This is a genomic window from Sphingomonas sp. PAMC26645, assembly GCF_004795835.1.
Taxonomy (GTDB): domain Bacteria; phylum Pseudomonadota; class Alphaproteobacteria; order Sphingomonadales; family Sphingomonadaceae; genus Sphingomonas.
Genome location: NZ_CP039249.1, coordinates 3,590,567 through 3,612,786 on the forward strand (window position 1 = coordinate 3,590,567; position 22,220 = coordinate 3,612,786).

The 22,220-nt window shown below is 66.2% G+C and carries 24 protein-coding genes; 16 read left to right on the forward strand and 8 right to left on the reverse strand.

Annotation, left to right across the window (positions count from 1 at the left end):
• Positions 1-35 precede the first annotated feature (35 nt).
• Positions 36-1,859 (reverse strand): glutamine--fructose-6-phosphate transaminase (isomerizing), encoded by a 1,824-nt coding sequence (glmS, locus tag E5673_RS16510; protein ID WP_136190843.1) that lies wholly within the window; start codon positions 1,857-1,859, stop codon positions 36-38.
• A 26-nt stretch (positions 1,860-1,885) separates the two neighbouring features.
• Positions 1,886-3,280 (reverse strand): bifunctional UDP-N-acetylglucosamine diphosphorylase/glucosamine-1-phosphate N-acetyltransferase GlmU, encoded by a 1,395-nt coding sequence (gene glmU, locus E5673_RS16515; RefSeq protein ID WP_136190844.1) that lies wholly within the window; start codon positions 3,278-3,280, stop codon positions 1,886-1,888.
• A gap of 62 nt (positions 3,281-3,342) precedes the next feature.
• Between glmU and E5673_RS16520 the strand changes: the two genes are divergently transcribed.
• Together E5673_RS16520 and E5673_RS16525 are read left to right on the forward strand one after the other, a co-directional pair.
• Positions 3,343-4,026 (forward strand): HAD-IA family hydrolase, encoded by a 684-nt coding sequence (locus E5673_RS16520; protein ID WP_136190845.1) that lies wholly within the window; start codon positions 3,343-3,345, stop codon positions 4,024-4,026.
• Entirely contained in the window at positions 4,023-4,382 is a 360-nt protein-coding gene (locus E5673_RS16525; RefSeq protein WP_136190846.1) for a hypothetical protein, read from the forward strand. Before E5673_RS16520 ends, E5673_RS16525 begins: the two co-directional genes overlap by 4 nt.
• Here the strand turns inward: E5673_RS16525 and E5673_RS16530 are convergent.
• Genes E5673_RS16530 through E5673_RS16545 form a run of 4 tightly spaced genes read right to left on the reverse strand, consistent with a single transcriptional unit; the run spans position 4,379 to position 6,915 of the window.
• Complete coding sequence (locus tag E5673_RS16530) at positions 4,379-5,368, reverse strand: nucleotidyltransferase family protein (RefSeq protein WP_136190847.1); 990 nt, start codon at positions 5,366-5,368, stop codon at positions 4,379-4,381. The genes E5673_RS16525 and E5673_RS16530 overlap by 4 nt on opposite strands.
• Complete coding sequence (locus E5673_RS16535) at positions 5,353-6,213, reverse strand: HprK-related kinase A (RefSeq protein WP_136190848.1); 861 nt, start codon at positions 6,211-6,213, stop codon at positions 5,353-5,355. Before E5673_RS16535 ends, E5673_RS16530 begins: the two co-directional genes overlap by 16 nt.
• The gene (locus E5673_RS16540; RefSeq protein ID WP_235524304.1) at positions 6,210-6,485 is read right to left on the reverse strand and encodes an HPr-rel-A system PqqD family peptide chaperone; all 276 of its coding nucleotides are present in this window, start codon (positions 6,483-6,485) and stop codon (positions 6,210-6,212) included. The genes E5673_RS16535 and E5673_RS16540 overlap by 4 nt, the downstream gene beginning before the upstream one ends.
• A gap of 4 nt (positions 6,486-6,489) precedes the next feature.
• The gene (locus tag E5673_RS16545) at positions 6,490-6,915 is read right to left on the reverse strand and encodes a hypothetical protein (protein ID WP_136190849.1); all 426 of its coding nucleotides are present in this window, start codon (positions 6,913-6,915) and stop codon (positions 6,490-6,492) included.
• Between the two features lie 213 nt (positions 6,916-7,128).
• Here E5673_RS16545 and E5673_RS16550 point away from each other — a divergent pair, with 213 nt between their 5' ends.
• The 9 genes from E5673_RS16550 to E5673_RS16590 all read left to right on the forward strand — a co-directional run bounded on the left by E5673_RS16550 (position 7,129) and on the right by E5673_RS16590 (position 16,090).
• A complete protein-coding gene (locus E5673_RS16550; RefSeq protein ID WP_136190850.1) occupies positions 7,129-8,355 on the forward strand; it encodes an ATP-binding protein in 1,227 nt (408 codons plus the stop codon).
• 46 nt (positions 8,356-8,401) lie between these two features.
• Positions 8,402-9,460: a substrate-binding domain-containing protein gene (locus E5673_RS16555; protein WP_056489026.1), complete on the forward strand. Its 1,059-nt coding sequence runs from the start codon at positions 8,402-8,404 to the stop codon at positions 9,458-9,460.
• 307 nt (positions 9,461-9,767) lie between these two features.
• A complete protein-coding gene (pstC, locus tag E5673_RS16560; protein WP_056051458.1) occupies positions 9,768-11,144 on the forward strand; it encodes a phosphate ABC transporter permease subunit PstC in 1,377 nt (458 codons plus the stop codon).
• A complete protein-coding gene (gene pstA, locus E5673_RS16565; protein WP_136190851.1) occupies positions 11,137-12,435 on the forward strand; it encodes a phosphate ABC transporter permease PstA in 1,299 nt (432 codons plus the stop codon). Before pstC ends, pstA begins: the two co-directional genes overlap by 8 nt.
• Positions 12,435-13,214, forward strand: a complete 780-nt coding sequence (gene pstB / locus E5673_RS16570) for a phosphate ABC transporter ATP-binding protein PstB (RefSeq protein WP_056051462.1) — start codon at positions 12,435-12,437, stop codon at positions 13,212-13,214. The genes pstA and pstB overlap by 1 nt, the downstream gene beginning before the upstream one ends.
• Positions 13,215-13,228: 14 nt before the next feature.
• On the forward strand, positions 13,229-13,918 hold the full coding sequence (gene phoU, locus E5673_RS16575; RefSeq protein WP_136190852.1) for a phosphate signaling complex protein PhoU: 690 nt from the start codon (positions 13,229-13,231) through the stop codon (positions 13,916-13,918).
• Positions 13,918-14,610, forward strand: coding sequence for a phosphate regulon transcriptional regulator PhoB (gene phoB, locus E5673_RS16580; RefSeq protein WP_055873047.1), 693 nt, complete (start codon positions 13,918-13,920; stop codon positions 14,608-14,610). Before phoU ends, phoB begins: the two co-directional genes overlap by 1 nt.
• Positions 14,611-14,726: 116 nt before the next feature.
• The gene (locus tag E5673_RS16585; RefSeq protein WP_136190853.1) at positions 14,727-15,092 is read left to right on the forward strand and encodes a hypothetical protein; all 366 of its coding nucleotides are present in this window, start codon (positions 14,727-14,729) and stop codon (positions 15,090-15,092) included.
• 98 nt (positions 15,093-15,190) lie between these two features.
• Positions 15,191-16,090 (forward strand): SDR family NAD(P)-dependent oxidoreductase, encoded by a 900-nt coding sequence (locus E5673_RS16590; RefSeq protein ID WP_136190854.1) that lies wholly within the window; start codon positions 15,191-15,193, stop codon positions 16,088-16,090.
• 168 nt (positions 16,091-16,258) lie between these two features.
• Here the strand turns inward: E5673_RS16590 and E5673_RS16595 are convergent, their stop codons facing one another.
• Positions 16,259-16,891: a S24 family peptidase gene (locus E5673_RS16595; protein WP_247599434.1), complete on the reverse strand. Its 633-nt coding sequence runs from the start codon at positions 16,889-16,891 to the stop codon at positions 16,259-16,261.
• 113 nt (positions 16,892-17,004) lie between these two features.
• Here E5673_RS16595 and E5673_RS19780 point away from each other — a divergent pair, with 113 nt between their 5' ends.
• The 4 genes from E5673_RS19780 to E5673_RS16610 all read left to right on the forward strand — a co-directional run bounded on the left by E5673_RS19780 (position 17,005) and on the right by E5673_RS16610 (position 19,969).
• The gene (locus E5673_RS19780) at positions 17,005-17,181 is read left to right on the forward strand and encodes a hypothetical protein (RefSeq protein WP_165895153.1); all 177 of its coding nucleotides are present in this window, start codon (positions 17,005-17,007) and stop codon (positions 17,179-17,181) included.
• Complete coding sequence (locus E5673_RS16600; protein WP_136190855.1) at positions 17,178-17,504, forward strand: hypothetical protein; 327 nt, start codon at positions 17,178-17,180, stop codon at positions 17,502-17,504. Before E5673_RS19780 ends, E5673_RS16600 begins: the two co-directional genes overlap by 4 nt.
• Before the next feature lie 67 nt (positions 17,505-17,571).
• The gene (locus E5673_RS16605; RefSeq protein ID WP_056055772.1) at positions 17,572-18,756 is read left to right on the forward strand and encodes an acyl-CoA dehydrogenase; all 1,185 of its coding nucleotides are present in this window, start codon (positions 17,572-17,574) and stop codon (positions 18,754-18,756) included.
• Between the two features lie 73 nt (positions 18,757-18,829).
• Positions 18,830-19,969, forward strand: a complete 1,140-nt coding sequence (locus E5673_RS16610) for a CaiB/BaiF CoA-transferase family protein (RefSeq protein WP_136190856.1) — start codon at positions 18,830-18,832, stop codon at positions 19,967-19,969.
• Positions 19,970-20,049: 80 nt separating this feature from the next.
• Here the strand turns inward: E5673_RS16610 and E5673_RS16615 are convergent, their stop codons facing one another.
• Entirely contained in the window at positions 20,050-21,345 is a 1,296-nt protein-coding gene (locus tag E5673_RS16615) for a sugar MFS transporter (protein WP_136190857.1), read from the reverse strand.
• 105 nt (positions 21,346-21,450) lie between these two features.
• Here E5673_RS16615 and E5673_RS16620 point away from each other — a divergent pair, with 105 nt between their 5' ends.
• Complete coding sequence (locus E5673_RS16620) at positions 21,451-21,996, forward strand: (2Fe-2S)-binding protein (RefSeq protein ID WP_136190858.1); 546 nt, start codon at positions 21,451-21,453, stop codon at positions 21,994-21,996.
• Positions 21,997-22,220: the final 224 nt, after the last annotated feature.

The window sequence follows — 22,220 nt, forward strand, 5'->3', positions numbered from 1 at the left end:
TTCGCCCACAAAGGAAGAGCTCCCTTTCGCGAAAGCTATTCGACGGTCACGCTCTTCGCCAGGTTTCGCGGCTGGTCGACGTCCGTGCCCTTGAGCACTGCGACATGATACGCGAGCAGCTGCACCGGCACAGCGTACACCAAAGGCGCGATCAGCGGGTGGACATTGGGCATGGTGATCGTCGCCATGCAGCCTTCGCCGGCCGCCTGGATGCCGTCGGAATCCGAGATCAGCACGACCTTCCCGCCGCGTGCCATGACTTCCTGCATGTTGCTGACGGTCTTGTCGAACAGCGGCCCCGACGGCGCGATGACGATGACTGGCACATGCTCGTCGATCAGTGCGATAGGGCCGTGCTTCATCTCGCCCGCGGCATAGCCCTCGGCGTGGATGTAGCTGATTTCCTTCAGCTTCAACGCGCCTTCTAGTGCCAGCGGGTAATCGGTCCCGCGGCCGAGATACAGCACGTCGCGCGCGCCGGCGATGTTGTGCGCCATCGCCTCGATCGCCTCGTCATACGCCAGCGCGCCGTTGAGCGCGGCGGGTGCCTCGGCGAGGTGGCGGACGATCTCGCGCTCCTGGTCCCTCGTCAGCAACCCCTTCGCGCGTGCCAGGTTTGCAGCAAGTGCAGCGAGCACGGCGAGCTGGCAGGTGAACGCCTTCGTCGAGGCGACGCCGATCTCGGGACCAGCATGCGTCGGGAGCAACAGATCCGCCTCGCGCGCCATCGAGCTGGTCGGCACGTTGACGACGACCGCGATCTTCTGACCCTCGGCCTTCGCATGACGCAGCGCGGCGAGCGTGTCCGCGGTCTCGCCCGACTGCGAGATGAAGAGCGCGAGGCCGCCGTCTTCCATCACCGGCGCGCGGTAGCGGAATTCGGAGGCGACATCGAGATCGACGGGCACGCGCGCGAACTGCTCGAACCAGTATTTGGCGACCATGCCGGCGTAGAAGCTCGTGCCGCACGCGACGATCGTCACGCGCTTGATCGTGGACAGGTCGAACTCGGGGATTGGCAGCGAGACCTCGCCTTCCATCCGCTTCAGATACGAGCGGAGCGTCTGCGCGACGACGATCGGCTGCTCGTAGATCTCCTTGAGCATGTAATGCTTGTGGTTGCCCTTCGAGATCACCTCGCCGGTGATTCCGGACAGCGTGATCGCGCGCTCGACGGGCGCGTTGTCGCGGTCATAGACCTGTGCGCCGTCGCGGGTCAGCACGACCCAGTCGCCCTCGTCGAGATACGCGATCCGCTGCGTCAGCGGAGCGAGCGCCAGCGCGTCCGAGCCGAGATACATCTCGCCCTCACCGTGACCAACCACCAACGGCGAACCGAGCCGCGCGCCGATCAGCAAATCGGGATGCTGGCGGAACAGGATCGCGAGCGCGAACGCTCCGTGCAGGCGCGGCAGGATCTCGCGGACGGCCGAAACCGGGTCCATGCCTGCCTCGACCTTCTCGCTGATCAGGTGCGCGACGACTTCGGTGTCGGTCTCGCTGGTGAACGTGCGGCCGCGCGCGATCAGTTCGTCGCGAAGCGGCTTGAAGTTCTCGATGATGCCGTTGTGGACCACCGCGACTTCGCCGGTGGCATGGGGATGCGCGTTGTTGGTGGTCGGGCCGCCATGCGTCGCCCAACGCGTATGCGCGATACCGGTCTTGCCGGGCAGCGGATGCGCGGCGAGTTCGTTCGCCAGATTGACCAGCTTGCCCGACGCCCGCCGCCGCTCGATCGCGCCGTCATTGTCGGTCGCGATGCCGGCCGAATCATAGCCGCGATATTCGAGCCGCTTCAGGCCATCCAGGAGACGACCGGCAACATCTTCGCCGCTCAGGATTCCAACGATACCACACATTTACATCATACTCCGTGGAACGGGTCTTACTTGCCGCTTGCTTGGGCGGCCTTACGCGCGATCATGCCGTCGCGAAAGCGCCTGGCCCAGCCGGGCCTCGCGATTTGCGGCGGGCGGACCAGTGCCAGCGCATCGGCCTCGACGTCCTGAGTCACGACCGATCCCGCGGCGACGATGGCACCTGCGCCGATCGTGACAGGCGCGACCAGTGCGGAGTTCGAACCGATGAACGCGCCCTCGCCGATCACGGTGCGGTATTTGAAGTAACCGTCGTAGTTGCAGGTGATCGTCCCCGCGCCAATATTCGCGCCCGCGCCGATGTCCGCGTCGCCGATATAGGTGAGGTGGCTGACTTTCGCCCCTTCGCCGATGATCGCCTTTTTTATCTCGACGAAATTGCCGACCTTGGCATCCGCATGCAGATCCGCGCCGGGACGGAGGCGGGCGAACGGACCGACGTTCGCTCCCTTGCCGACCGAGGCGCCCTCGACGTGGCTGAACGCGTGGATCGTCGCGCCATCAGCGATGCGCGCGCCGGGGCCGAACACGACGTTGGGCTCGATCACGACGTCGCGGCCGAGGACCGTGTCGTGCGAGAACCAGACCGTGTCGGGCGCGATCAACGTGACGCCGTCGGCCATCACCTGCGCGCGTCGCGTTGCCTGCCATGCCCCTTCAACGCTGGCGAGTTCACCGCGACTGTTGACGCCGGCGACTTCGTCCGCGCCGGTTTCGATGACCGCGGACGATCGGCCGGCGGCTGCGGCAAGCTCGACGATGTCGGTAAAGTAATATTCGCCCGCCGCATTGTCGTTGCCGAGCCGGTTGAGCAACGCGAACAGATCGGTCGATCGTACCGCCATCAGCCCGGAATTGCACAGCGTCACGGCGCGTTCCGCCTCCGACGCGTCCTTATACTCGACGATCCGGTCCATCCGGCCCGCGGCATTAGCGATCACGCGACCATAGGCCCCGGGATTTTCAGGGCGAAAGCCGAGCACGACGACGGCGGGCGTGTCGTCGGCGTGCAACCGGTCGATCATCCGCTGCATCGTCGTGGCGGTGACGAGCGGAACGTCGCCGTAGAGGATCAGGACGTCGCCCTCGAACCCGGCCAGCGCGTCGCGGGCCTGCGCGACCGCGTGGCCGGTGCCGAGTTGCTCCGCCTGGAGCGCAGTGGCGATCCCAAGCGGCGCCACCGCCGCCTCGACCTGTTCACGCCCCGCCCCCGTCACGACGACGGTCTTCGCCGGCTGCAACGCCGCCGCGCTTGCGACGAGATGCAGCAGCATCGGTCGGCCGGCGATCGGGTGAAGCACCTTGTGAAGATCAGATTTCATCCGCGTACCCTTGCCGGCAGCGAGGATCACGACTGCGATGGGGTGGGCTGGAATCGGTTGGTCGATGGAATGCGTCGTCATGGAAGGATCGCTGCCACGAAAGCCTTGCCAATTCCATAGTCTCGCTGGCAGGCCCGCACCCAATGACGCATTTTTTATTCGATATCGTCGGGTTCGACCTCGACGGCACGTTGCTGGACACGAGCGGCGACCTAGCCGCCGCGGTCAACCACGCGCTTGCTTCGGTCGATCGCCCACCGCTTACCGTCGCGCAGGTCAAGCCGATGATCGGCGGCGGCGCCCGGCACATGCTCAAGCAGGGCCTGACCGCGACCGGCGGTTATGACGAGCCGATGCTCGATACGCTGCACGCCGCGCTGCTCGCCTATTACGAGGCGAATATCTGTGTGCTGACAAAGCCTTATCCGGGGGCGATCGATGCGCTGGACGCCTTGGCTGCGAAGGGCGTGACGCTGGGGATCGTCACCAACAAGGTCGAACGGTTCGCGCGGACCGTGCTGGGCGAACTTGGGCTGGCCGATCGATTTGCCTGCATCCTGGGCGGCGATACGATGGCGGAGTCGAAGCCCTCTCCGATGCCGATCCACGAGATGGTGAAGCTTTGTCGTGAAAGCGGGGGCGGCGGAGACCGCGCTGCGTTCGTCGGCGATTCGATCTTCGACATCCAGGCCGGGCAAGCAGCAGGCCTGCCGACGATCGCGTGCAGCTTCGGTTTTCTGATGCAGCCCGTAGCAGAGCTTGGCGCCGACGCGGTGATCGACGGTTTCGACGAACTCATCCCGACGCTCGAAAGGCTTGGCGCATGAACCGGACAACGCTCACGCGTATCGCCCTGGTCGTGGCGATCGTGTTCGCGGTGACGATGGCGCTGCTGCCGAAGCCGCCGCACATGCCGATCGACCAGTTCGGCGACAAGTTCGGGCATATGCTCGCCTTCGCGACGATGGCGCTGCTGGCTGCGCTGTCGTTTCCGACCGCGCGGCTGTTCCGGATCGGCGAGCGGCTGTCGTTCCTCGGCGCGATGATCGAGGTCCTGCAGGCGATCCCGTCGCTCCACCGCGATTGCGATATTCACGACTGGATCGCCGATACGCTGGCGATCACCGCGGTGTTGCTGATCGTCTGGGCCGTCCGGCGCAGGCGCGGCGCTCGGCTCAACTAACCCTTGCGCCACTTGGTCCAGAGGTGGCGGGCAAGCATCGCTGGCGGCATGCGTAACCAGTGCGAGCGGACGTAGAAGGCTAGCCGGGTGATCGGTCGGGTTGGCCTGCCCCAACCGTCTCGCGCGGTGATGCGGCGAATGTAGAGACGATCGGCCCCGCGCGCGGTTCCTTCGGCGAAGAGCGCATCGACGAGGCGCAACGATCGGGCCACTTCGCGGGACAGGCCGTGCCTCTGCGCCTCCGCGTCCTGCCCGTCGGTGCCGAACTCGTCGACGAGACAGCGAATATCCCACAGGTTGCGCAAGCCACCGGCGAGATCGCCATCGGCGAACAGATGCGCCGCGGCGTGAACCAGCATGCCGTTGTGGGAAAGCGTTCGCAGGCCGTTCTCCAGCGCCATGCTTCCGTCGATCAGCGCCGCCGCATCGGGCGTGATCCGTGCGGTCAGCGGCAATATGGTGTGGTGGACGTCGATCATCCGGTCGCGGTCGCGGTGGATCAGCGGCGGGAGCTCGTGCATCCAGCGGCGATAATAGACGTCGTCATACGGGTCGGGCTTCACCCATTCCCATCCAGCCGCGAGCAGCGCCGCCTCGACCGCATCGAGCGATGCACGCGGCACAAGAATATCGAGATCGCCGATCGATCGCCCCTGCCCCGCCGACAAACCCGCCGCGACGAACGCGGTGCCCTTCAGCAGGATGACTGGGCAATCGACCGCAGATAGCGCCCGCCGGGCCATCTCAGCCTCCCATAGCGCGGCGCGGCGGCCGTGCTCGGCGGCGGCGCGGGCGTCGGCCAGGATGGCCTTCACGCCATCAGGCATCTGCAGGCCGTCGAGACGCATCGCCAGCGTACCGATCAACTGCTCCGCCCGCGCCATCGTCAGCAGTGCGGTCCAGCCGTCCGCATCGAACTCGGCGACGCTGCCCGGATCGGCGAGCGCGCGAGCGAGGATGCGGGCGTCGCTCACAGCGCGGACCATAGCGCCTCGACCTGCTCGATCGCGCTTGCCCCGTCCGGATAATCGATCGCGACCGAAGGAACGTCGGCGATCAAGCCCGTCAGCGACCGAAAGCCGGCCTCGCCCAGCGCGATGTAATTGGTCGAGGCCTGCGTCATCCGCACGAACGCCTCGGCCGGCGGCACCGATCGCGTCTCCGCCTCGAAACCATAGCGCGGAAACACCAATAGCGCGGGCGTTACGGGCACATCCATCGCCGCGATCGCGCGCGCGTCGGGGACCATGTGGCGGATGTCGCCTTTCGGCGTCGCCGGCATCAACGGCCCCATCCGCGCATCAGGCCACGCCAACTCGGCCGCAGCGATCGCTTCGTTCTTAAGACTGATCAATCGTGGGAACGCGTGGACCAGCCCGGTCGCGGGATCGAGCAACGCGAACTCGTCCCCCATGAACCGCCAGCCCTTCGCCGCGAGCAAGGTCGCGAGCGTCGACTTCCCAGCGCCCGAGATGCCGGTCATCAACAGGGCGCGACCATCGCGCTCGACTGCGGACGCGTGGAGCAGCAGATAGCGGCGGGCGCCCAGCGCCATCTGAAGATTCATCGCCATCTCGGCTGCGAGCAATCCCTGGCGAAGCGGCAAGGGTGCAGCTTCGGGGAGCATGTAGTCGCCACCGATCTCGACGGACGGGCGGATGAACCGTCGCCACGGACGCCGCGCAAACAGGCGCACGGTGAAGTCGGGGATGCCGTCGTGCGGCTTCGGGTAACCGCGGTACAGGCTTCGAAGTTCGGCGATCGGCGCGCGCCAGTCGGAGCCGATGCGGAAACCAACCGGCCCGATACGGACGGAAAAATCGTGCCTCATGCCCGCTCGATCAGTCCGGCTTCGACCAGTTCTTCGAGCCGTGCCGCCAAAGCCTCACGCGTACCGTCATCGAGATCATAGTCACGTCCAAGCCGCTCTAGGAGGACGTCCAACGACGATGCTCCCTCGCCTAACACCGCCAGAATCTGCGGCGCGGGTTCGGTCAGTAAGTGCGTGATCCCCGACGCGCGATGATAGACCGCGGTGAATTCATCGAGCGGCGCGATCAGCAGGCCTCCGTCGGGCGGTCCCCGAAAGATCGTCCCCGACACGGCCTCAGCCGCGCGGCATCTGCAACGATGCAAAGCAGGTGAAGCCGCCTTGGCCGCGCTGCAACCGGCGGATATATTTGACGTACGCGCGGCTGCGGTCCGAATCGGTGCCGGGCAGCGTGCTGCCGCTGGCCATCGCGCGCTTGACCTCTTCGCCCTTGAACGCGCGCGTCGACGGCGGGAAGGCGCCCTTGGTGCGCGCCGGCACGACGCCGCCGTTCGCATCAATATAGCTGCCGGCGCGGCCCGGATCGGGCACCGGAATCTCGCAATTCAGCACCGAGCCGGCGGTCTGCGCGAGCGCCGGGCGAATCGACACCACCATGCCTGCGGTCGCGGCGCCGAGCGCCAGCACGCGGCGACGCGATGGAACGCCGGTGTCGGTCTCCGCGGCTGCGACTGGGTCTTGGTTGAGTTCGATGTCGTCCATGATGCCCCTGCTAGACCACAGCCCTTTCATAATCCTGAAGCGCTGACAACATCGCCGTATCGACGCTGGGGAGAGCGTGCCGGAGTAGGACGACTTCGCACGCGATTCGATTCCGCGGTCAGCAAGTCGATGGCGCCAACAGACGATACCGGTTTGCACCGTGCCGCTGTATGGCGCGGTGCGTGGACGTCGATTCCGTCCCAGGAGACCGCAATGCTTTCCGGATTTGGCCTGCGTACGTTTTGGGCGATCGTCGTGGTCGTCATCGCTGCCGTGGCGGTGTTCGCGCTCACCCGCGACGTGCAGGGCGCGATCGTCGCGCTTGTCGGGGGAATCGCAGCCGCGCTGGTGGCGGCCGGCACCGGGGACGAGACGCCTGCCATGGATGACGCGACGAGCGTGTCGCCGTCGGTGCTCGACGACGTTCTCGATGCGATCGTCGCGCCGGTGATGCTGGTCGAGGACGGCCGCGTAGTGGTCGCCAATCGTGCCGCGCGGACGTTGCTCGGCGCGCATATCCTTGGCGAGGACGCGCGCGTTGCGATTCGCCATCCTGCGGCGGCAGAGCGCCTCGGGACGCCGGGGCCGATCGACGGCGAGCGACCGATCGAGCTGGTCGGGCTCGGCACGCGGGATCAGCGCTGGGAAATGCTACTCAGCGAGACGTCGGAAGGCCAGCGAATCGTCCACCTTGTCGACCAGACCGGCAACTATGCCGCCGAGCGGATGCGGATCGATTTCGTCGCCAATGCGAGTCATGAATTGCGCACGCCGTTGGCTTCGATTCTCGGGTTTATCGAGACCTTGCGCGACGAGGCGGGCGAGGATGCCGAGGTGCGCGCGCGGTTCCTGAAGGTGATGGACGACGAGGCGCGACGGATGCAGCGGCTGGTCGAGGATCTGATCTCGCTGTCGCGCATCGAGGCGGAAAAATTCCGCCTCCCGGACCAAGCGGTCGATTTCGCGCAGCTGGTCGAGGACACGCGCGAGGAACTGGCCGATGCCGCGGGCGATCGCGGGCACGATCTGGTCGCGACGATCGATCCGAACCTCTCCTCGGTGTCGGGGGATCGGGTGCAGCTGTCGCAGATGCTCCACAACCTCATAGGCAATGCGATGAAGTACGGGCGTGCGGGGACGCCGGTGACGATCGAACTGAAGCGCGACGATGCCGGGATGATCCGCCTGTCGATCCGCGACGAGGGCGACGGCATCGCGGCGGTGCACATCCCGCGGTTGACCGAGCGCTTCTATCGCGCGGACGCGGGGCGCAGCCGGTCGCTGGGCGGTACGGGTCTCGGGCTGGCGATCGTCAAGCATATCGTCGAGCGACACCGTGGGCGTCTCGATATCGCGAGTCAGGTCGGCGTCGGGACGGTGGTTTCCGTCATCCTGCCCCCGAGCGGCGGCGCGACCAAAGGCGCTGTCATAAAAGGGTAACCCAACTGTCACACAGGATCGTCTTAAGTACCGCTAAGGCCGGTGCATGACGGGAATTCTGGTGCAGCGGTTCGTTCTTCTTGGGGTGGTTGGGGCTCTTGCCGCGTGCGTCGATCAGGCGAACGGCGGCGGCGCGGGCTCACGCGACCAGATCACCGCTGTCGGGTCCTCCACCGTCTATCCGTTCACGACGATGATCGCCGAGCAGCTCGTCGCGAACGATCCAGACGCAAAGGCGCCGGTGATCGAATCGACCGGGACCGGGGCTGGCATGAAGCTGTTCTGTGCCGGCGTCGGCGCGGCGCATCCCGATATCGAGGACGCCTCGCGCCGGATGAAGGCGAGCGAGTATGCGACGTGCGCGAAGAACGGCGTGCGCGACGTGATCGAGATCCAGGTCGGGATCGACGGCATCGCCTTTGCCGAGGCGAAGAACGGCCCGAAGATGCAGCTGACGCCGACCGACCTCTACAAGGCGCTCGCCGCCAATCCGGGCGGCAAGGTGAACACGGCTCGCGTCTGGCGCGACGTTAATCCCGCGCTGCCGGCGGTGCCGATCCAGGTTTACGGTCCCCCGGCCACCAGTGGCACGCGCGATGCGCTGGCCGAGCTGATCCTGACCAAGGGGTGCGAGGCGAGCGATCCTTCAGCCAAGGCGCTCGCGAAGTCGGATGCCGAGGCGCACAAGGCGCTGTGTACGCGGGTGCGCGAGGACGGCGTGTATGTCGATGCGGGCGAGAACGACAATCTGATCGTCCAGAAATTGCAGTCGAACCCCAATGCGATCGGCGTGTTCGGCTACAGTTATCTCGAAGAGAATAAGGACGACGTGAACGGGGTGTCGATCTCGGGCGTGGCGCCGACCTATGCGACGATCGCGGACAACGCGTATCCGGGGTCCCGGCCGCTCTATATCTACGTGAAGAAGGCGCACCTGACGGCGATCCCGGGACTGCGGAACTTGTTGAAGCTGTATGCGGCGAACTGGGGGGCGACGGGGCCGTTGGTGAAGCGGGGGTTGATTGCGTCTCCGGCGGCGATCCAGGCGCGGTCGGCGGCGATCATCGCGAATGAGACTGTGCTGGATCCGGCGGTTTTGTCGTGATGGGTGTTTCGTCCAACCGCACACCCCTCCTAGTTCCCTCGCGAACGCGGGGGCCCAGGGGCCAAGCGCGCGATCGGAACTTAGCTGGGCCCCCGCGTCCGCGGGGGAACGGGGGTTTTGGCGCGATAGCCCCACTTAACAGGGCAACCACCCCGGCGAAGGCCGGGGCCCAACGGGGCACCGTTGCATTGGTGAGCACAGCCCGCCGTTACTGCGACCTTTCCAACTGGGCCCCGGCCTTCGCCGGGGTGGCGGCTAGTGACTTGGTGCGCATGCGCGCAACCAATCATTGCGGGCGAGAAGTATAATGTCCCCGATCGCCCTCCTCTTCCTCGTCCTAGGCTTAGGCTTGATCGGCTGGCTCACCGCCCGAGTCCGCGCCACGCGCTTCCGCGCCGGCAGCACCGTGCGGTTCAGTTCGCTGCCGTCGCATCACGGCTGGTACGTCGCGCTGTGGACCGCGATCCCGCCGCTCGTCTTCCTCGTGGTCTGGTCGATGACCGCGCCCGCGCTCGTCACCGATGCTGTGCTCGCCACGCCAGCCGCGATCCAGCTCCCCCCGCCCGGCTTCGACCGCGCATCGATCCTGTCCGAAGCGCGCAGCCTCGCGGAAGGCCGCAGCTTCGGTGCGTTCCACGGACTCGCCCGCACGCTCGCCCCGTCCTACGCCGCGGCGCAATCGCGCTACGACTGGATCGCCACCGCCGCCGCGCTGCTGCTCGCCTTTGCCGGCGGTGCGTTCGCCTTCACGCGCGTGAAGCCCGGGTTCGGCGCGCGGACGCAGGTCGAGCGGGTGGTGATGCTGATGCTGCTTGGCGCATCGCTGATCGCGATCCTGACCACGGTCGGGATCGTCGCCTCGCTACTGTACGAGTCCGCGCGGTTCTTCTCGGTCGTGCCGATCACCGATTTCCTGTTCGGCACGCATTGGAGCCCGCAGGTTATCGACGGCCGCGATCCGGGCGCGTCGCTCGGCGCGGTGCCGCTGTTCTGGGGGACGTTCTTCATCGGCGCGGTGATCGCGATGATCGTCGCGATCCCGTTCGGGCTGATGAGCGCGATCTACCTCACGCAATATGCCGCGCCGAACACGCGCAAATGGATGAAGCCGATTCTCGAGGTGCTCGCGGGCGTGCCGACCGTCGTCTACGGCTATTTTGCCGCGCTGACCGTCGCGCCCGCGGTGCGTGACCTCGCCGTATCCGTCGGGATCAGCTGGGCGTCGTCCGAGAGCGCGCTCGCCGCCGGCCTCGTCATGGGGATCATGATCATCCCGTTCGTGTCGTCGATGGCCGACGATTCGATCGCGGCGGTCCCCTCGTCGATGCGTGACGGGAGCCTCGCGATGGGCGCGACCTCGTCCGAGACGATCCGCCGCGTGCTACTCCCGGCCGCCCTGCCCGGCGTCGTCGGCGGCGTGTTGCTCGCCGTGTCGCGCGCGATCGGCGAGACGATGATCGTCGTCATGGCCGCCTCCGGTGTCGCGACGCTGACGCTCAACCCGTTCGCAAGCACCACCACCGTAACCAAGCAGATCGTCGACCTGCTGACCGGCGAGGCCGAGTTCGACAGCCCCAAGACGCTTGCCGCGTTCGCGCTGGGCCTGACGCTGTTCGTGGTCACGCTCCTTCTCAACATCGTCGCGCTGCGCGTCGTCAAACGGTACCGCGAAGCCTATGAGTGACACGCTCGTGCCCCAGATTCCTGTGACCAATGCCGAGCCGGTGCGCCGCGTGCCGACCGACTGGACGACGCAGGCGATGCAATCGCGCATCCGCCGCCGCTACGCGTCCGAGCGCCGCTTCCGCTTCGCCGGGCTCGCCGCGGTATGGCTGTCGGCGGCGTTCCTCGCCTATTTGCTGATCACGATGGTGATGCAGGGCGCGAGCGGGTTCGTCGAGACGCGCGTGTCGCTCCCGGTCGACCTCGCCGCCGCCAAGCTGCCGATCGAGCCCGCCCGCCTCGTCGGTCGCGGCGCCGATCTCGCGCTTGCCGGTGCAGGGCTGGAAGGCACGGTCGACCTCGCCGCGACCAAGGCGTTCGGCAAGGACGGCACCGACCTGCTTTCCGACGGCGCCTGGGCGGTGGTCCGCGATGCGATCAAGGCCGACCCGTCGCTACTCCAGCGCAAGACCGTGTTCGAGGTTCCCGTCTCCAGCCCGATCGACGTCGCCGCCAAGGGCAACGGCACGCGCGACGCCGAAGCGGTCGTCGCGCGGCTGAAGGCGAGCGGGGCGCTGACCCGCGGGTTCAACGCGGGCTTCCTCACCTCGGCGGACTCGACCGATGCGACCCGAGTCGGGATCTGGGGGGCGTTCAAGGGGTCGTTGCTGACGATGATCGTCACGCTGTTGCTGGCGTTCCCGATCGGCGTGCTGTCCGCGCTGTATCTCGAGGAATATGCGCCGAAGAACCGCTGGACCGACCTGATCGAGGTGTCGATCAACAACCTCGCGGCGGTGCCGTCGATCATCTTCGGCCTGCTCGGGTTGGCCGTATTCCTAGGCACGTTCGGGATGCCGCGGTCGGCACCGATCGTCGGTGGCCTCACGCTCGCGCTGATGACCATGCCCGTCATCGTCATCGCCGGGCGCAACGCGATCAAGGCGGTGCCGCCGTCGATCCGCGACGCCGCGCTCGGCATCGGCGCGTCGCCGGTCCAGGTCGTGTTCCACCACGTCCTGCCGCTCGCGCTGCCCGGCATCCTCACGGGCACGATCATCGGCATGGCGCGTGCGCTGGGCGAGACCGCGCCGTTGTTGATGATCGGCATGCGTGCCTTCATCGCCGCGCCTCCGTCCGGGCTCAGCGATCCCGCGACCGTGCTGCCCGTCCAGATCTTCCTCTGGTCCGATCAGGTCAGCCGCGGCTTCGTCGAGAAGACCTCCGCCGCGATCATCGTCCTGCTCGTGTTCCTGCTCGCGATGAACGGCGTCGCGATCTACCTCCGCAACCGATTCGAGACCCGCTGGTGATGCCAAAACCTTTCAAGCCTCCCGTCCTCAAGATGACGGCGCGCAACGTCTCTGTCGCCTATGGCAGCAAGATCGCGATCAACGACGTCTCGATCGACGTCGACCAGGACGAGGTGGTCGCGTTCATCGGCCCGTCGGGCTGCGGCAAGTCGACCTTCCTGCGCACGCTCAACCGCATGAACGACACCGTCGCGAGCGCGCGCGTGACCGGCGAGATCAAGCTCGACGGCCAGGACATCTATTCGCCCGACATGGACGTGGTGCAGCTCCGCGCCCGCGTCGGCATGGTGTTCCAGAAGCCCAACCCGTTCCCGAAATCGATCTACGAGAACGTCGCCTATGGCCCGCGCATCCACGGTCTCGCGGGCGCCAAGGCGGATCTCGACCGGATCGTCGAGAAGTCGCTGCGGCGGGCGGGCCTGTGGGACGAGGTCAAGGATCGGCTGAGCGACAGCGGTACGGCGCTATCGGGCGGCCAGCAGCAGCGGCTGTGCATCGCGCGGGCGATCGCGGTCGATCCCGAGGTCATTTTGATGGACGAGCCGTGTTCGGCACTCGATCCGATCGCGACCGCCAAGATCGAGGAGCTGATCCACGAATTGCGCGGCCGCTATGCCATGGTGATCGTCACGCACAACATGCAGCAGGCGGCGCGCGTCAGCCAGAAGACCGCGTTCTTCCACCTCGGCACGCTGGTCGAATACGGCAACACCTCGGACATCTTCACCAATCCCCGCGAAGAGCGGACCAAGGATTACATCACCGGCCGTTACGGCTGAGTCGGGAAACGACCATGAACACGCATACGGTCAAGGCCTTCGACAACGACATCGGCGAGCTCCGCGGGTTGATCTCGCAGATGGGCGGGCTCGCCGAGGACGCGATCGACAAGGCGATGCGGGCGCTGCAACGCAACGACCTCGCGCTCGCGGAACAGGTGCGCGTCGCCGACAAGCAGATCGACGTCATCGAGGCTGAGGTCGAGCGGCTCGCGGTGCGGATCATCGCCCTGCGCGCGCCGATGGCGGTCGATCTCCGCGAGGTGGTCGCCGCGCTGAAGATCGCGGGCGTCGTCGAGCGGATCGGCGATTACGCCAAGAACATCGCCAAGCGCGTGCCGATGATCGAGAGCGAGCACCGGATCGAGCCGATCTCGATCCTGCCGGCGATGGGCCGGATGGCGAGCGAGATGGTCCACGACGTGCTCGACGCGTTCGCCGCGCGCGACCCCGAGGAAGCTGTCCGCGTCGTCGAATGCGACAATGCGCTCGACGATTTCTACGACAGCATCTTCCGCACGCTCGTCACCTACATGGTCGAAAATCCAAAGACGATCAGCCAGGTCGCGCATCTGCTGTTCGTCGCCAAGAACCTCGAGCGGATCGGCGACCACGCCACCAACGTCGCCGAGATGGTCTATTTCGCCGCGACCGGCACGCAGATGGTCGATCGCGAACGCGGCATAAAGAAGGAGCAGGCATAATGGCACGCGCGAAAATGCTGTTGGTCGAGGACGATGCTGCGCTGGCCGAATTGCTGGTCTGGCATTTCAAGCGCGAGGATTTCGAGATCGCGCATACCCCCGATGGCGAGGAAGCCTTGCTGCTCGCCAAGGAGAAGGTGCCCGACATCGTCCTGCTCGACTGGATGGTCGAGGGGCTGTCGGGGATCGAGGTCTGTCGTCGCCTGCGCCGCGCACCCGAGACGCAGAACGTGCCGATCATCATGCTCACCGCGCGTGGTGAGGAGGAGGATCGCGTGCGCGGGCTCGAAACCGGTGCCGACGATTACGTGACCAAGCCGTTCTCGCCGCGCGAACTCGTCGCGCGCGTGGGTGCCGTGCTGCGCCGGGTCCGCCCTGCCCTCGCCGGCGAAGCGCTCAGCTATGCTGACATCGAGATGGATACCGTCGGGCACAAGGTGCGTCGCTCGGGCGAGGTCGTGTCGCTCGGACCGACCGAGTTCCGGCTGCTCAAGCATTTCCTCGAGCATCCCGGCTGGGTGTTTTCGCGCGAGCGGCTGCTCGATGCGGTGTGGGGGCATGACAGCGATATCGAGAGCCGGACGGTCGACGTGCACATCCGGCGGCTGCGGAAAGCGATCAATGTCGGCGAGCGTCCGGACATCATCCGCACCGTCCGTTCGGCGGGGTATTCGCTCGATACGGGCGGATAAGGACTCTGTCCCGCGATGGGGCGAATGGAATCGGATGCGAAACGAAGGACCCAAGCGCGACTTAGTGCGTTCAGACGTCGCGCTACCAAAATGGTGCACCCATTTAGGAGATTCACATGAAGTCCATCCTTCTCGCCGCTGCCGCTCTTCTCGCGTCGCCCGTGATCGCCCAGACGACGCCGCCGGCAGACCCCGCCGCGCAGACCGCACCGGCCGATCCCGCGATGCAGACGGCACCGGCCGATCAGGCTGCCCCTGCCGACCCCGCAGCGCCTGCTGCACCGGCGGATCAGGCAATGGCCGCTCCTGCCGATCAGGCAGCGGCACCAGCCGCACCGATGGCAGGCGCACCGATGGCGCCTGGCGCAGGTCGCGTGACGTTCGGCCAGCCGACGGTAACGCCGCCGACGCCAGCACCGGCGACGTATCCGGTGTGCTCGAAGACGGTCAAGGACGGCTGCCGCAACCGCGGCGGCAAGTAACTGACGTCTGCGTAGGTGGCGGATTTATCCGCCGCTTGCACGGCTAGCTTTACGTTCTAGGAAAGGCGCTCCAACGATAAGAGAGGAGCGCCTTTTCCATGTCTATTCGCTTTGACGGCCGGGTTGCCATCGTGACCGGTGCGGGTGGCGGCTTGGGGCGCGAATATGCGCTCGAACTCGCCCGCCGCGGTGCGAAGGTCGTGGTCAACGATCTGGGTGCGTCGCGCGACGGCACCGGACATTCCGACGCCGCGCTGAAAGTCGTCGAGGAAATCGAGGCTGCCGGCGGCGAAGCGATGTCGAACGGCGGCAGCGTCACCGACTACGACCAGATGGTCGAGATGGTTGCCCGCGCCTCCGAAAAATGGGGCGGCGTCCACATTCTCATCAACAATGCCGGCGTGCTACGCGACAAGAGCTTCGCCAAGATGGAGCCCGCCGACTTCAAGTTCGTCGTCGACGTCCACCTGAACGGCTCGGCCAATGCTACCAAGGCGGTCTGGGACACGATGCGCAGCCAGAATTACGGCCGCATCCTGATGACCGCATCCTCGACCGGTCTCTACGGCAATTTCGGGCAGGCGAACTACGGCGCCGCCAAGCTGGGCCTCGCCGGCTTGACCAAGACGCTCGCGATCGAGGGCGCGAAGAACAATATCAAGGTCAACACGATCGCGCCGACCGCGGGCACCCGGATGACGCAGGACATCTTCCCCGAGGAAGCGTTCAAGGCCTTTTCCCCCGACAAGGTCGCGCCTGCCGCGGTGTTCCTCGTGTCGGAAGATGCGCCGACCAACATGATCGTCGGCGCGGGCGCCGGCGTGTTCCAGGCGGCATATGTGACGCTGACGCAGGGCAAGCTGCTGACCGGCGACGACCTGTCCGTCGAAGGCGTCGCAGCGCATTGGGACGCGATCATCGACCGCGCGGGTGAGATCGTCCCGCAGTCTGGCTCGGAACAGTCGATGACTATCCTGAGCAAGTTGCAGGAGCGGTAAACGGCGGATCGATGGCACGTCGATCCTCCCCCGCCAGGGGGAGGTGGCAGGCGTCAGCCTGACGGAGGGGGCGGCGGCGATGACCATTGTATCGTGTCCTCCCCCTCCGTAACCTTCGGCGCCACCTCCCCCTGGCGGGGGAGGATTCAAAAATTAAACGCCAGCCTGCTATCGCGGCTCGCGCATTTGCCAGACTACGCGGCCGATGACGGCGATCGCTCCGTCCGGCACAGCCGCCGCGTCCGGGTTATCGCTCGTTGCCACTAGCGCACCGCGTAGAACGGCAACGCGCTTCACCATAACCGCGTCGTCGATCCGGATGACGTACACCCCGCCCTTTGCGCGCGGCGTATTGTCGGCGGTGTCGACCACGATGTGATCGCCGTCGAACAGTCCCGGCTCCATCGAACTCCCGCGCACGCGGATGATCGCCGCCTGCCCGTCCCTTAGCCCGAGTTTCCGCGCGAGGCCGGGGTCCAGCGTGTCGGTGCCGAGCACGATCTCGCGATCGACCAGCGCGCCCGGCCCCGCCGACGCCGCGACGTCGAGCTTGCGGATGCGGAACCCTGCCGCCCGGTCGGCGGGTGCGCCCAGCGTTGTCTCGCTCACCCCCAGATATTCCGACAGCAATCGACGGTCGCGTTCGCCGAGCACCCGCGGCGATCCACGCCGGACATATTGCTGAAGGTACGCCGCGTTGCGCCCCAGCATCGCCGACAACGCCGCCAGACTGTCGCCACGCGCAGCGGCCAGCGTTGCCAGCGCGGTTCTTGGATCGGGATCGGACACGGTTCTAGCCACGCGCGAACCGTAGCGTAGGAATTTTCCTAGACAAGTAGGATTTGCCGGAACAGATCAAGAACACAGGCAAAGACTCGGGCAGGGTCTTGGGCCAGGAACAGGAAGGAGCGACCATGTCCGTTCTCATCAAGATCGACCGATATCTGCGACAGACCGGCATGCCGACATCGAAGTTCGGCCGGCTGGCGGTCGGCGATCCGCGGCTGGTCCACGATCTCCGACTCGGTCGCCAGCCGCGCGCGCCGATGGTGGCGCGGATCGAAACGTTCATAGAACGGCACGGGTCATGAGGATGGACGCGATCCGTGGCCCCGATGCGGGCACGCTGTTGATCCGCGCGCTTCGCGGCCATGCGGCGGCGGCAGGCCTGACGATGCACGTCGAGTCGATCGCGTGCACGCCCTGGGCCAGCGCGACGTTCGTCGGCACGCTGCACCGGTTGACGATCGCGGCAGTGCCCGTACCCGGTCTTCGAGACTGGATCGACGGACTGCCCGACGCGGAGTTCGCGATGCGCGGGCATATCGTCGCCGATCTCGTGGTCGACCGCACCTGGTCGATCGGCGACCGCGAGCATGTGACGATCGCGGTGCTGACGCTGATCGACGCGTAAACGTCTCATCAGGGGTGGACTTTCGCTGGCCGAACCACGAAGTCGACGGTCAACGAAGGAGATTCATATGGCCGGGATGGGCAAGTTCGACTGGGCGGATCCGTTCCTGCTCGACGATCAGTTGAGCGAGGACGAGCGGATGATCCGCGACAGCGCGAAGGCCTATGCCGACGACAAGCTCGCGCCCAGGATCATCGACGCATTCCAGCACGAGCATACCGATCCCGCGATTTTCCGCGAGATGGGTGCGCTTGGGCTGCTTGGGCCGACGATCCCCGAGGAATATGGCGGCGTCGGTGCGTCCTATGTCGCGTACGGGCTGGTCGCGCGCGAGGTGGAGCGGATCGACTCGGGGTATCGCTCGATGATGTCGGTGCAGTCGAGCCTCGTGATGTACCCGATCAATGCGTTCGGTTCCGAAGAACAGAAGCGCAAATACCTGCCCAAGCTTGCGACCGGCGAGTGGATCGGCTGCTTCGGGCTGACCGAGCCCGATGCGGGGTCCGATCCCGGCGGGATGACGACGCGCGCGAAGAAGACGGCCAACGGCTATGTCATCTCGGGTGCGAAGACGTGGATTTCCAATTCGCCGATCGCCGACGTGTTCGTAATCTGGGCAAAGTCCGACGAGCATGGCGGCGGCATCCGCGGCTTCATCCTGGAGCGCGGGATGAAAGGGCTGGAGACGCCCAAGATCGAGGGCAAGCTGTCGTTGCGTGCGTCGATCACGGGCATGGTGATGATGGACGAGGTCGAGGTCGGCGACGACGCGCTGCTGCCCGACGTGCAAGGATTGAAGGGGCCGTTCGGGTGCCTCAATCGCGCGCGGTACGGGATTTCCTGGGGTGCGCTCGGCGCGGCGGAGTTCTGTTTCCATGCGGCGCGGCAGTACGGGTTGGATCGCAACCAGTTCGGGACGCCGCTCGCCGGGCGGCAGCTTTTCCAGAAGAAGCTGGCGGATATGGAGACCGAGATCGCACTGGGGTTGCAGGCGTCGTTGCGCGTCGGGCGGCTGATGGACGAGGGCCGGTTCGCGCCGGAAATGGTTTCGATCGTGAAGCGCAACAACGTCGGCAAGGCGCTCGATATCGCGCGGATGTCTCGCGACATGCACGGCGGCAACGGGATTTCGGGGGAGTATCAGGTGATGCGTCACCTGATGAACCTGGAGACGGTGAACACGTATGAGGGCGCACATGACGTGCACGCGCTGATCCTCGGGCGGGCGATCACGGGTATCGCTGCGTTTTGATCGAGCTAGGCAGCTTGTTTCCCCGCGAAGGCGGGGACCCAGTCTGGGCTCCCGCCTTCGCGGGAGAACACAGTTGAAGGATACCCCCCTCGCCGGGTTGAAGGTGGTTGAACTCGCGCGCATCCTTGCGGGTCCTTGGGCGGGGCAAGTCCTTGGCGATCTCGGGGCAGATGTCGTCAAGATCGAGAGCCCGGCCGGTGACGACACGCGAACCTGGGGGCCGCCGTTCATCGACAACCCTGACGGTACGCGCGACGCTGCGTATTTCCACGCCGCCAATCGGGGCAAGCGGTCGGTCGTGGCTGACTTTACCACGCCTGAAGGACAGGCTGTCGTCCGCGACCTGATCGCCGATGCCGACGTCGTGATCGAGAACTTCAAGGTCGGTGGGCTCGCGAAGTACGGGCTCGACTACGCCACGCTCGCCGCGATCAATCCGCGGCTGGTATATTGCTCGATCACAGGGTTCGGGCAGGACGGGCCCTACGCGCCGCGCGCGGGCTACGACTTCATCGTGCAGGGCATGAGTGGGATCATGGACCTGACCGGCGAGCCCGGCGGCGCGCCGCAGAAGATCGGCGTCGCGTTCGCCGACATCATGACCGGGCTGTATTCCGTGATCGCGATCCAGGCGGCGTTGGCGATGCGCGAGCGGACCGGCAAGGGGCAGCAGATCGACATGGCGTTGCTCGACACGATGACGGGGGTGCTGGCGAACCAGGCGATGAACTGGTTTGCGAGCGGGGTGTCGCCGACGCGGGTCGGGAATGCGCATATGAACGTGTGTCCGTATGCGGTGTTTCCGTGTGCCGATGGGTGGTTCATCCTGGCGGTCGGTAATGACGGGCAGTTCCGCCGGTTCTGCGACGCGATGGGCTTGCCCGAGATGCGCGACGATCCGCGGTTCGCGAGCAATGCCGGGCGGTTGGCGTCCAAGGAATTGCTGTTCGAGGGGATCGAGGCGGTGACGTCTCGCGTGCCGAAGCTCGAGTTGCTGGCGCGTCTGGAGGCGGTCGGGGTGCCGGCCGGGCCGATCAATACGGTGGCGCAGGCGTTCGATGATCCGCAGGTTGTCGCACGGGGAATGGCGATCGACGTCGCGCGGCCGGATGGGTCTTTGATCCCGGGGCTGCGTACGCCAATCCGGTTTTCCGATGCCGATCTCGCGACCGGGCGGGCGGCGCCGATGCTGCCGAAACCACCGTCATCCTGACGTAAGTCAGGATCCAGAGCCACGTGCGCTAGCGTTCGTGGCTCTGGATCCTGGTCGAGCCCAGGATGACGGATGGGGGCTTAGGCCGCGACCTCCGCCACCGGCTTCCGGGCGTACAGTCCGTATGCCAGGATCAGCGCGTAGCAGATCGCCGGGAGAAGCAGCGCGAAGTGCAGGCTGCCCGACTTGTCCGCCAGCATTCCCGTCAGATACGGAACGATCGCGCCGCCGACGATCGCCGTGGCGATCACGCCCGAGCCTTCCGCCGCACGCTTGCCGAGACCTTCCGACGCCAGCGAAAAGATCGTCGGGAACATCACCGCGTTCATCAGGCCGATCGCCAGCAACGCCCAGCCCGACAGCGCGCCCTCGGTATTCGCCGAGATCAGGATCAGCGCCAGCGTGCCCGTCGCGACGCCCGCGAGGACCTTGCCCGGCGACACCTTGTTCAGCACGTACGCACCGATAAACCGGCCGACCAGCGCGCCGCCCCAGTAGAACGGCACGTGCTTGCCCGCCGCGACGTCGCTCAGGCCCATCACGCTCGGCTGCATCAGGTAATTGACGATCAGCGAGCCGACCGCGACTTCGGCACCGACGTACAGGAAGATGCACGCCGTCCCCATCGCGAAGCGCGGGCGCTTCAGCAGCGTGAACGCATGGAAGATGCTGCCGGTCTGGTCCTGCTCCTCGTTGAGCCGGTTGCGACGGGTCCACACCACCGCGGCGACGATCAGCAGCGCGATCGCGAGGCCGATATAGGTGTGGACGACCGTCCGCGACGATTCCGTCCGGTAGGCGTCGAGCGCGGCGCCGGTGAGCGTCGAAGAGTCGACCGTCGCCAGCCCGCCGAGGATCAGCGCGGAGCCGACATACGGGAAGATCGTGGTGCCGAGCGAGTTGAACGCCTGCGCGAAGGTCAGCCGGCTAGAGGCGGACTTGGGATGGCCGAGTGCCGAGATCAGCGGGTTGGCGACGACCTGCACCACGGTGATGCCGGCGCCGAGCACGAACAGCGCGAACAGGAACATGCCGAAGCTCGCCTGCCCCGCGGCGGGGATGAACAACAGGCAGCCCGCGGTCATCGTCACGAGGCCGATCGACGCGGTGCGCATGTAGCCGGCTTTCCGCACGATCGCGGCAGCGGGGATCGAGAACAGCGCATAGGCGAGGAAGAACGCCGACTGGACCAGCATCGCGGTCGCGTGGTCGAGCGTGAAGAGCTCCTTCATCTTCGGGATGATGATGTCGTTCAGCGAGGTGATGCCGCCGAAGATGAAGAACAGCGCGAACACGAACACGCGCAGGTCGGGCGCGTCGTAGCCGTGGCTGGCATCGCCTCCAGCCGCTGGTGTGGATTTGGTATCGACGTGCATCGTGGTGCGCCCCCTCGCGGTATTATCTGCGCGACATAAGCCGGGGCGACGGCGCGTGGCAATGCCGCGTGGTGCGATCCGTCTTGCGGGGCTAGGACGGCGGGCATGAGCCGCTTCACCGTCAACAACGAACCGATCGAATACAAGCTCGACAACGAGACGCCGCTGCTGTGGGCGTTGCGCGATGCGTCGAACCTGACGGGGACGAAATATGGCTGCGGCACGGGGCAGTGCGGCGCGTGCACGGTCGATATCGATGGGCGCGCGATGCGGAGTTGCCGGGTGCCGATCGGTTCGATCGAGGGGGCGTACGTCACGACGATCGAAGGGCTGTCGCGCGAGCGTAACCATCCGGTGCAGCTGGCGTTTATCGCGGAAGCGGTGTCGCAATGCGGGTTCTGCATCCCGGGGATGATCATGGCCGCCGCGGCTTTGCTGAAGCGCAATGCCGACCCGAGCGAAGCGCTGATCCGCGAGCAGATCACGAACCTGTGCCGATGCGGGGTGTATCCGCGGGTGGTCGAGGCGGTGCAGCGCGCGGGGCGGGCAATGCGGGGGGAAGAGGTTATTCCGGCAGGACCAAGGCCGGGGATCGATCCCGCGGACTCGGCGCGCCTGGTGCCGGCACTGGTGCCGCCGCCAGCGCGATAGCGCGTCCGCTCGGAACCAAGCCTGTTCTCCCGCGAAGGCGGGAGTCCAGTCTGGGCTCCCGCCTTCGCGGGAGAACAAGGAAGAGCGAGATGTGTGCAATGTGTCGGTCGCGCACCCAATCGCCGCCCGTAAAGATGCAGCCGCCAATGCTGCACCACCCCGGCGAAGGCCGAGGCCCAATTGGAACGTCAAGCGTGATAGATCGCAGCCCGTCGTTACAGGCC

Coding starts and splice junctions, on each gene's coding strand:
- glmU (WP_136190844.1), bottom strand. CDS start 3,280: ATGACGACGCATTCCATCGACCAACCGATTCCAGCCCACCCCATCGCA.
- E5673_RS16605 (WP_056055772.1), top strand. CDS start 17,572: ATGGCCGGGATGGGCAAGTTCGACTGGGCGGATCCGTTCCTGCTCGAC.
- E5673_RS16555 (WP_056489026.1), top strand. CDS start 8,402: ATGACGGGAATTCTGGTGCAGCGGTTCGTTCTTCTTGGGGTGGTTGGG.
- phoU (WP_136190852.1), top strand. CDS start 13,229: ATGAACACGCATACGGTCAAGGCCTTCGACAACGACATCGGCGAGCTC.
- E5673_RS16525 (WP_136190846.1), top strand. CDS start 4,023: ATGAACCGGACAACGCTCACGCGTATCGCCCTGGTCGTGGCGATCGTG.
- E5673_RS16585 (WP_136190853.1), top strand. CDS start 14,727: ATGAAGTCCATCCTTCTCGCCGCTGCCGCTCTTCTCGCGTCGCCCGTG.
- pstC (WP_056051458.1), top strand. CDS start 9,768: ATGTCCCCGATCGCCCTCCTCTTCCTCGTCCTAGGCTTAGGCTTGATC.
- pstA (WP_136190851.1), top strand. CDS start 11,137: ATGAGTGACACGCTCGTGCCCCAGATTCCTGTGACCAATGCCGAGCCG.
- pstB (WP_056051462.1), top strand. CDS start 12,435: ATGCCAAAACCTTTCAAGCCTCCCGTCCTCAAGATGACGGCGCGCAAC.
- E5673_RS16600 (WP_136190855.1), top strand. CDS start 17,178: ATGAGGATGGACGCGATCCGTGGCCCCGATGCGGGCACGCTGTTGATC.
- glmS (WP_136190843.1), bottom strand. CDS start 1,859: ATGTGTGGTATCGTTGGAATCCTGAGCGGCGAAGATGTTGCCGGTCGT.
- E5673_RS16545 (WP_136190849.1), bottom strand. CDS start 6,915: ATGGACGACATCGAACTCAACCAAGACCCAGTCGCAGCCGCGGAGACC.
- phoB (WP_055873047.1), top strand. CDS start 13,918: ATGGCACGCGCGAAAATGCTGTTGGTCGAGGACGATGCTGCGCTGGCC.
- E5673_RS16550 (WP_136190850.1), top strand. CDS start 7,129: ATGCTTTCCGGATTTGGCCTGCGTACGTTTTGGGCGATCGTCGTGGTC.
- E5673_RS19780 (WP_165895153.1), top strand. CDS start 17,005: ATGTCCGTTCTCATCAAGATCGACCGATATCTGCGACAGACCGGCATG.
- E5673_RS16530 (WP_136190847.1), bottom strand. CDS start 5,368: ATGGTCCGCGCTGTGAGCGACGCCCGCATCCTCGCTCGCGCGCTCGCC.
- E5673_RS16520 (WP_136190845.1), top strand. CDS start 3,343: ATGACGCATTTTTTATTCGATATCGTCGGGTTCGACCTCGACGGCACG.
- E5673_RS16590 (WP_136190854.1), top strand. CDS start 15,191: ATGTCTATTCGCTTTGACGGCCGGGTTGCCATCGTGACCGGTGCGGGT.
- E5673_RS16535 (WP_136190848.1), bottom strand. CDS start 6,213: ATGAGGCACGATTTTTCCGTCCGTATCGGGCCGGTTGGTTTCCGCATC.
- E5673_RS16620 (WP_136190858.1), top strand. CDS start 21,451: ATGAGCCGCTTCACCGTCAACAACGAACCGATCGAATACAAGCTCGAC.
- E5673_RS16615 (WP_136190857.1), bottom strand. CDS start 21,345: ATGCACGTCGATACCAAATCCACACCAGCGGCTGGAGGCGATGCCAGC.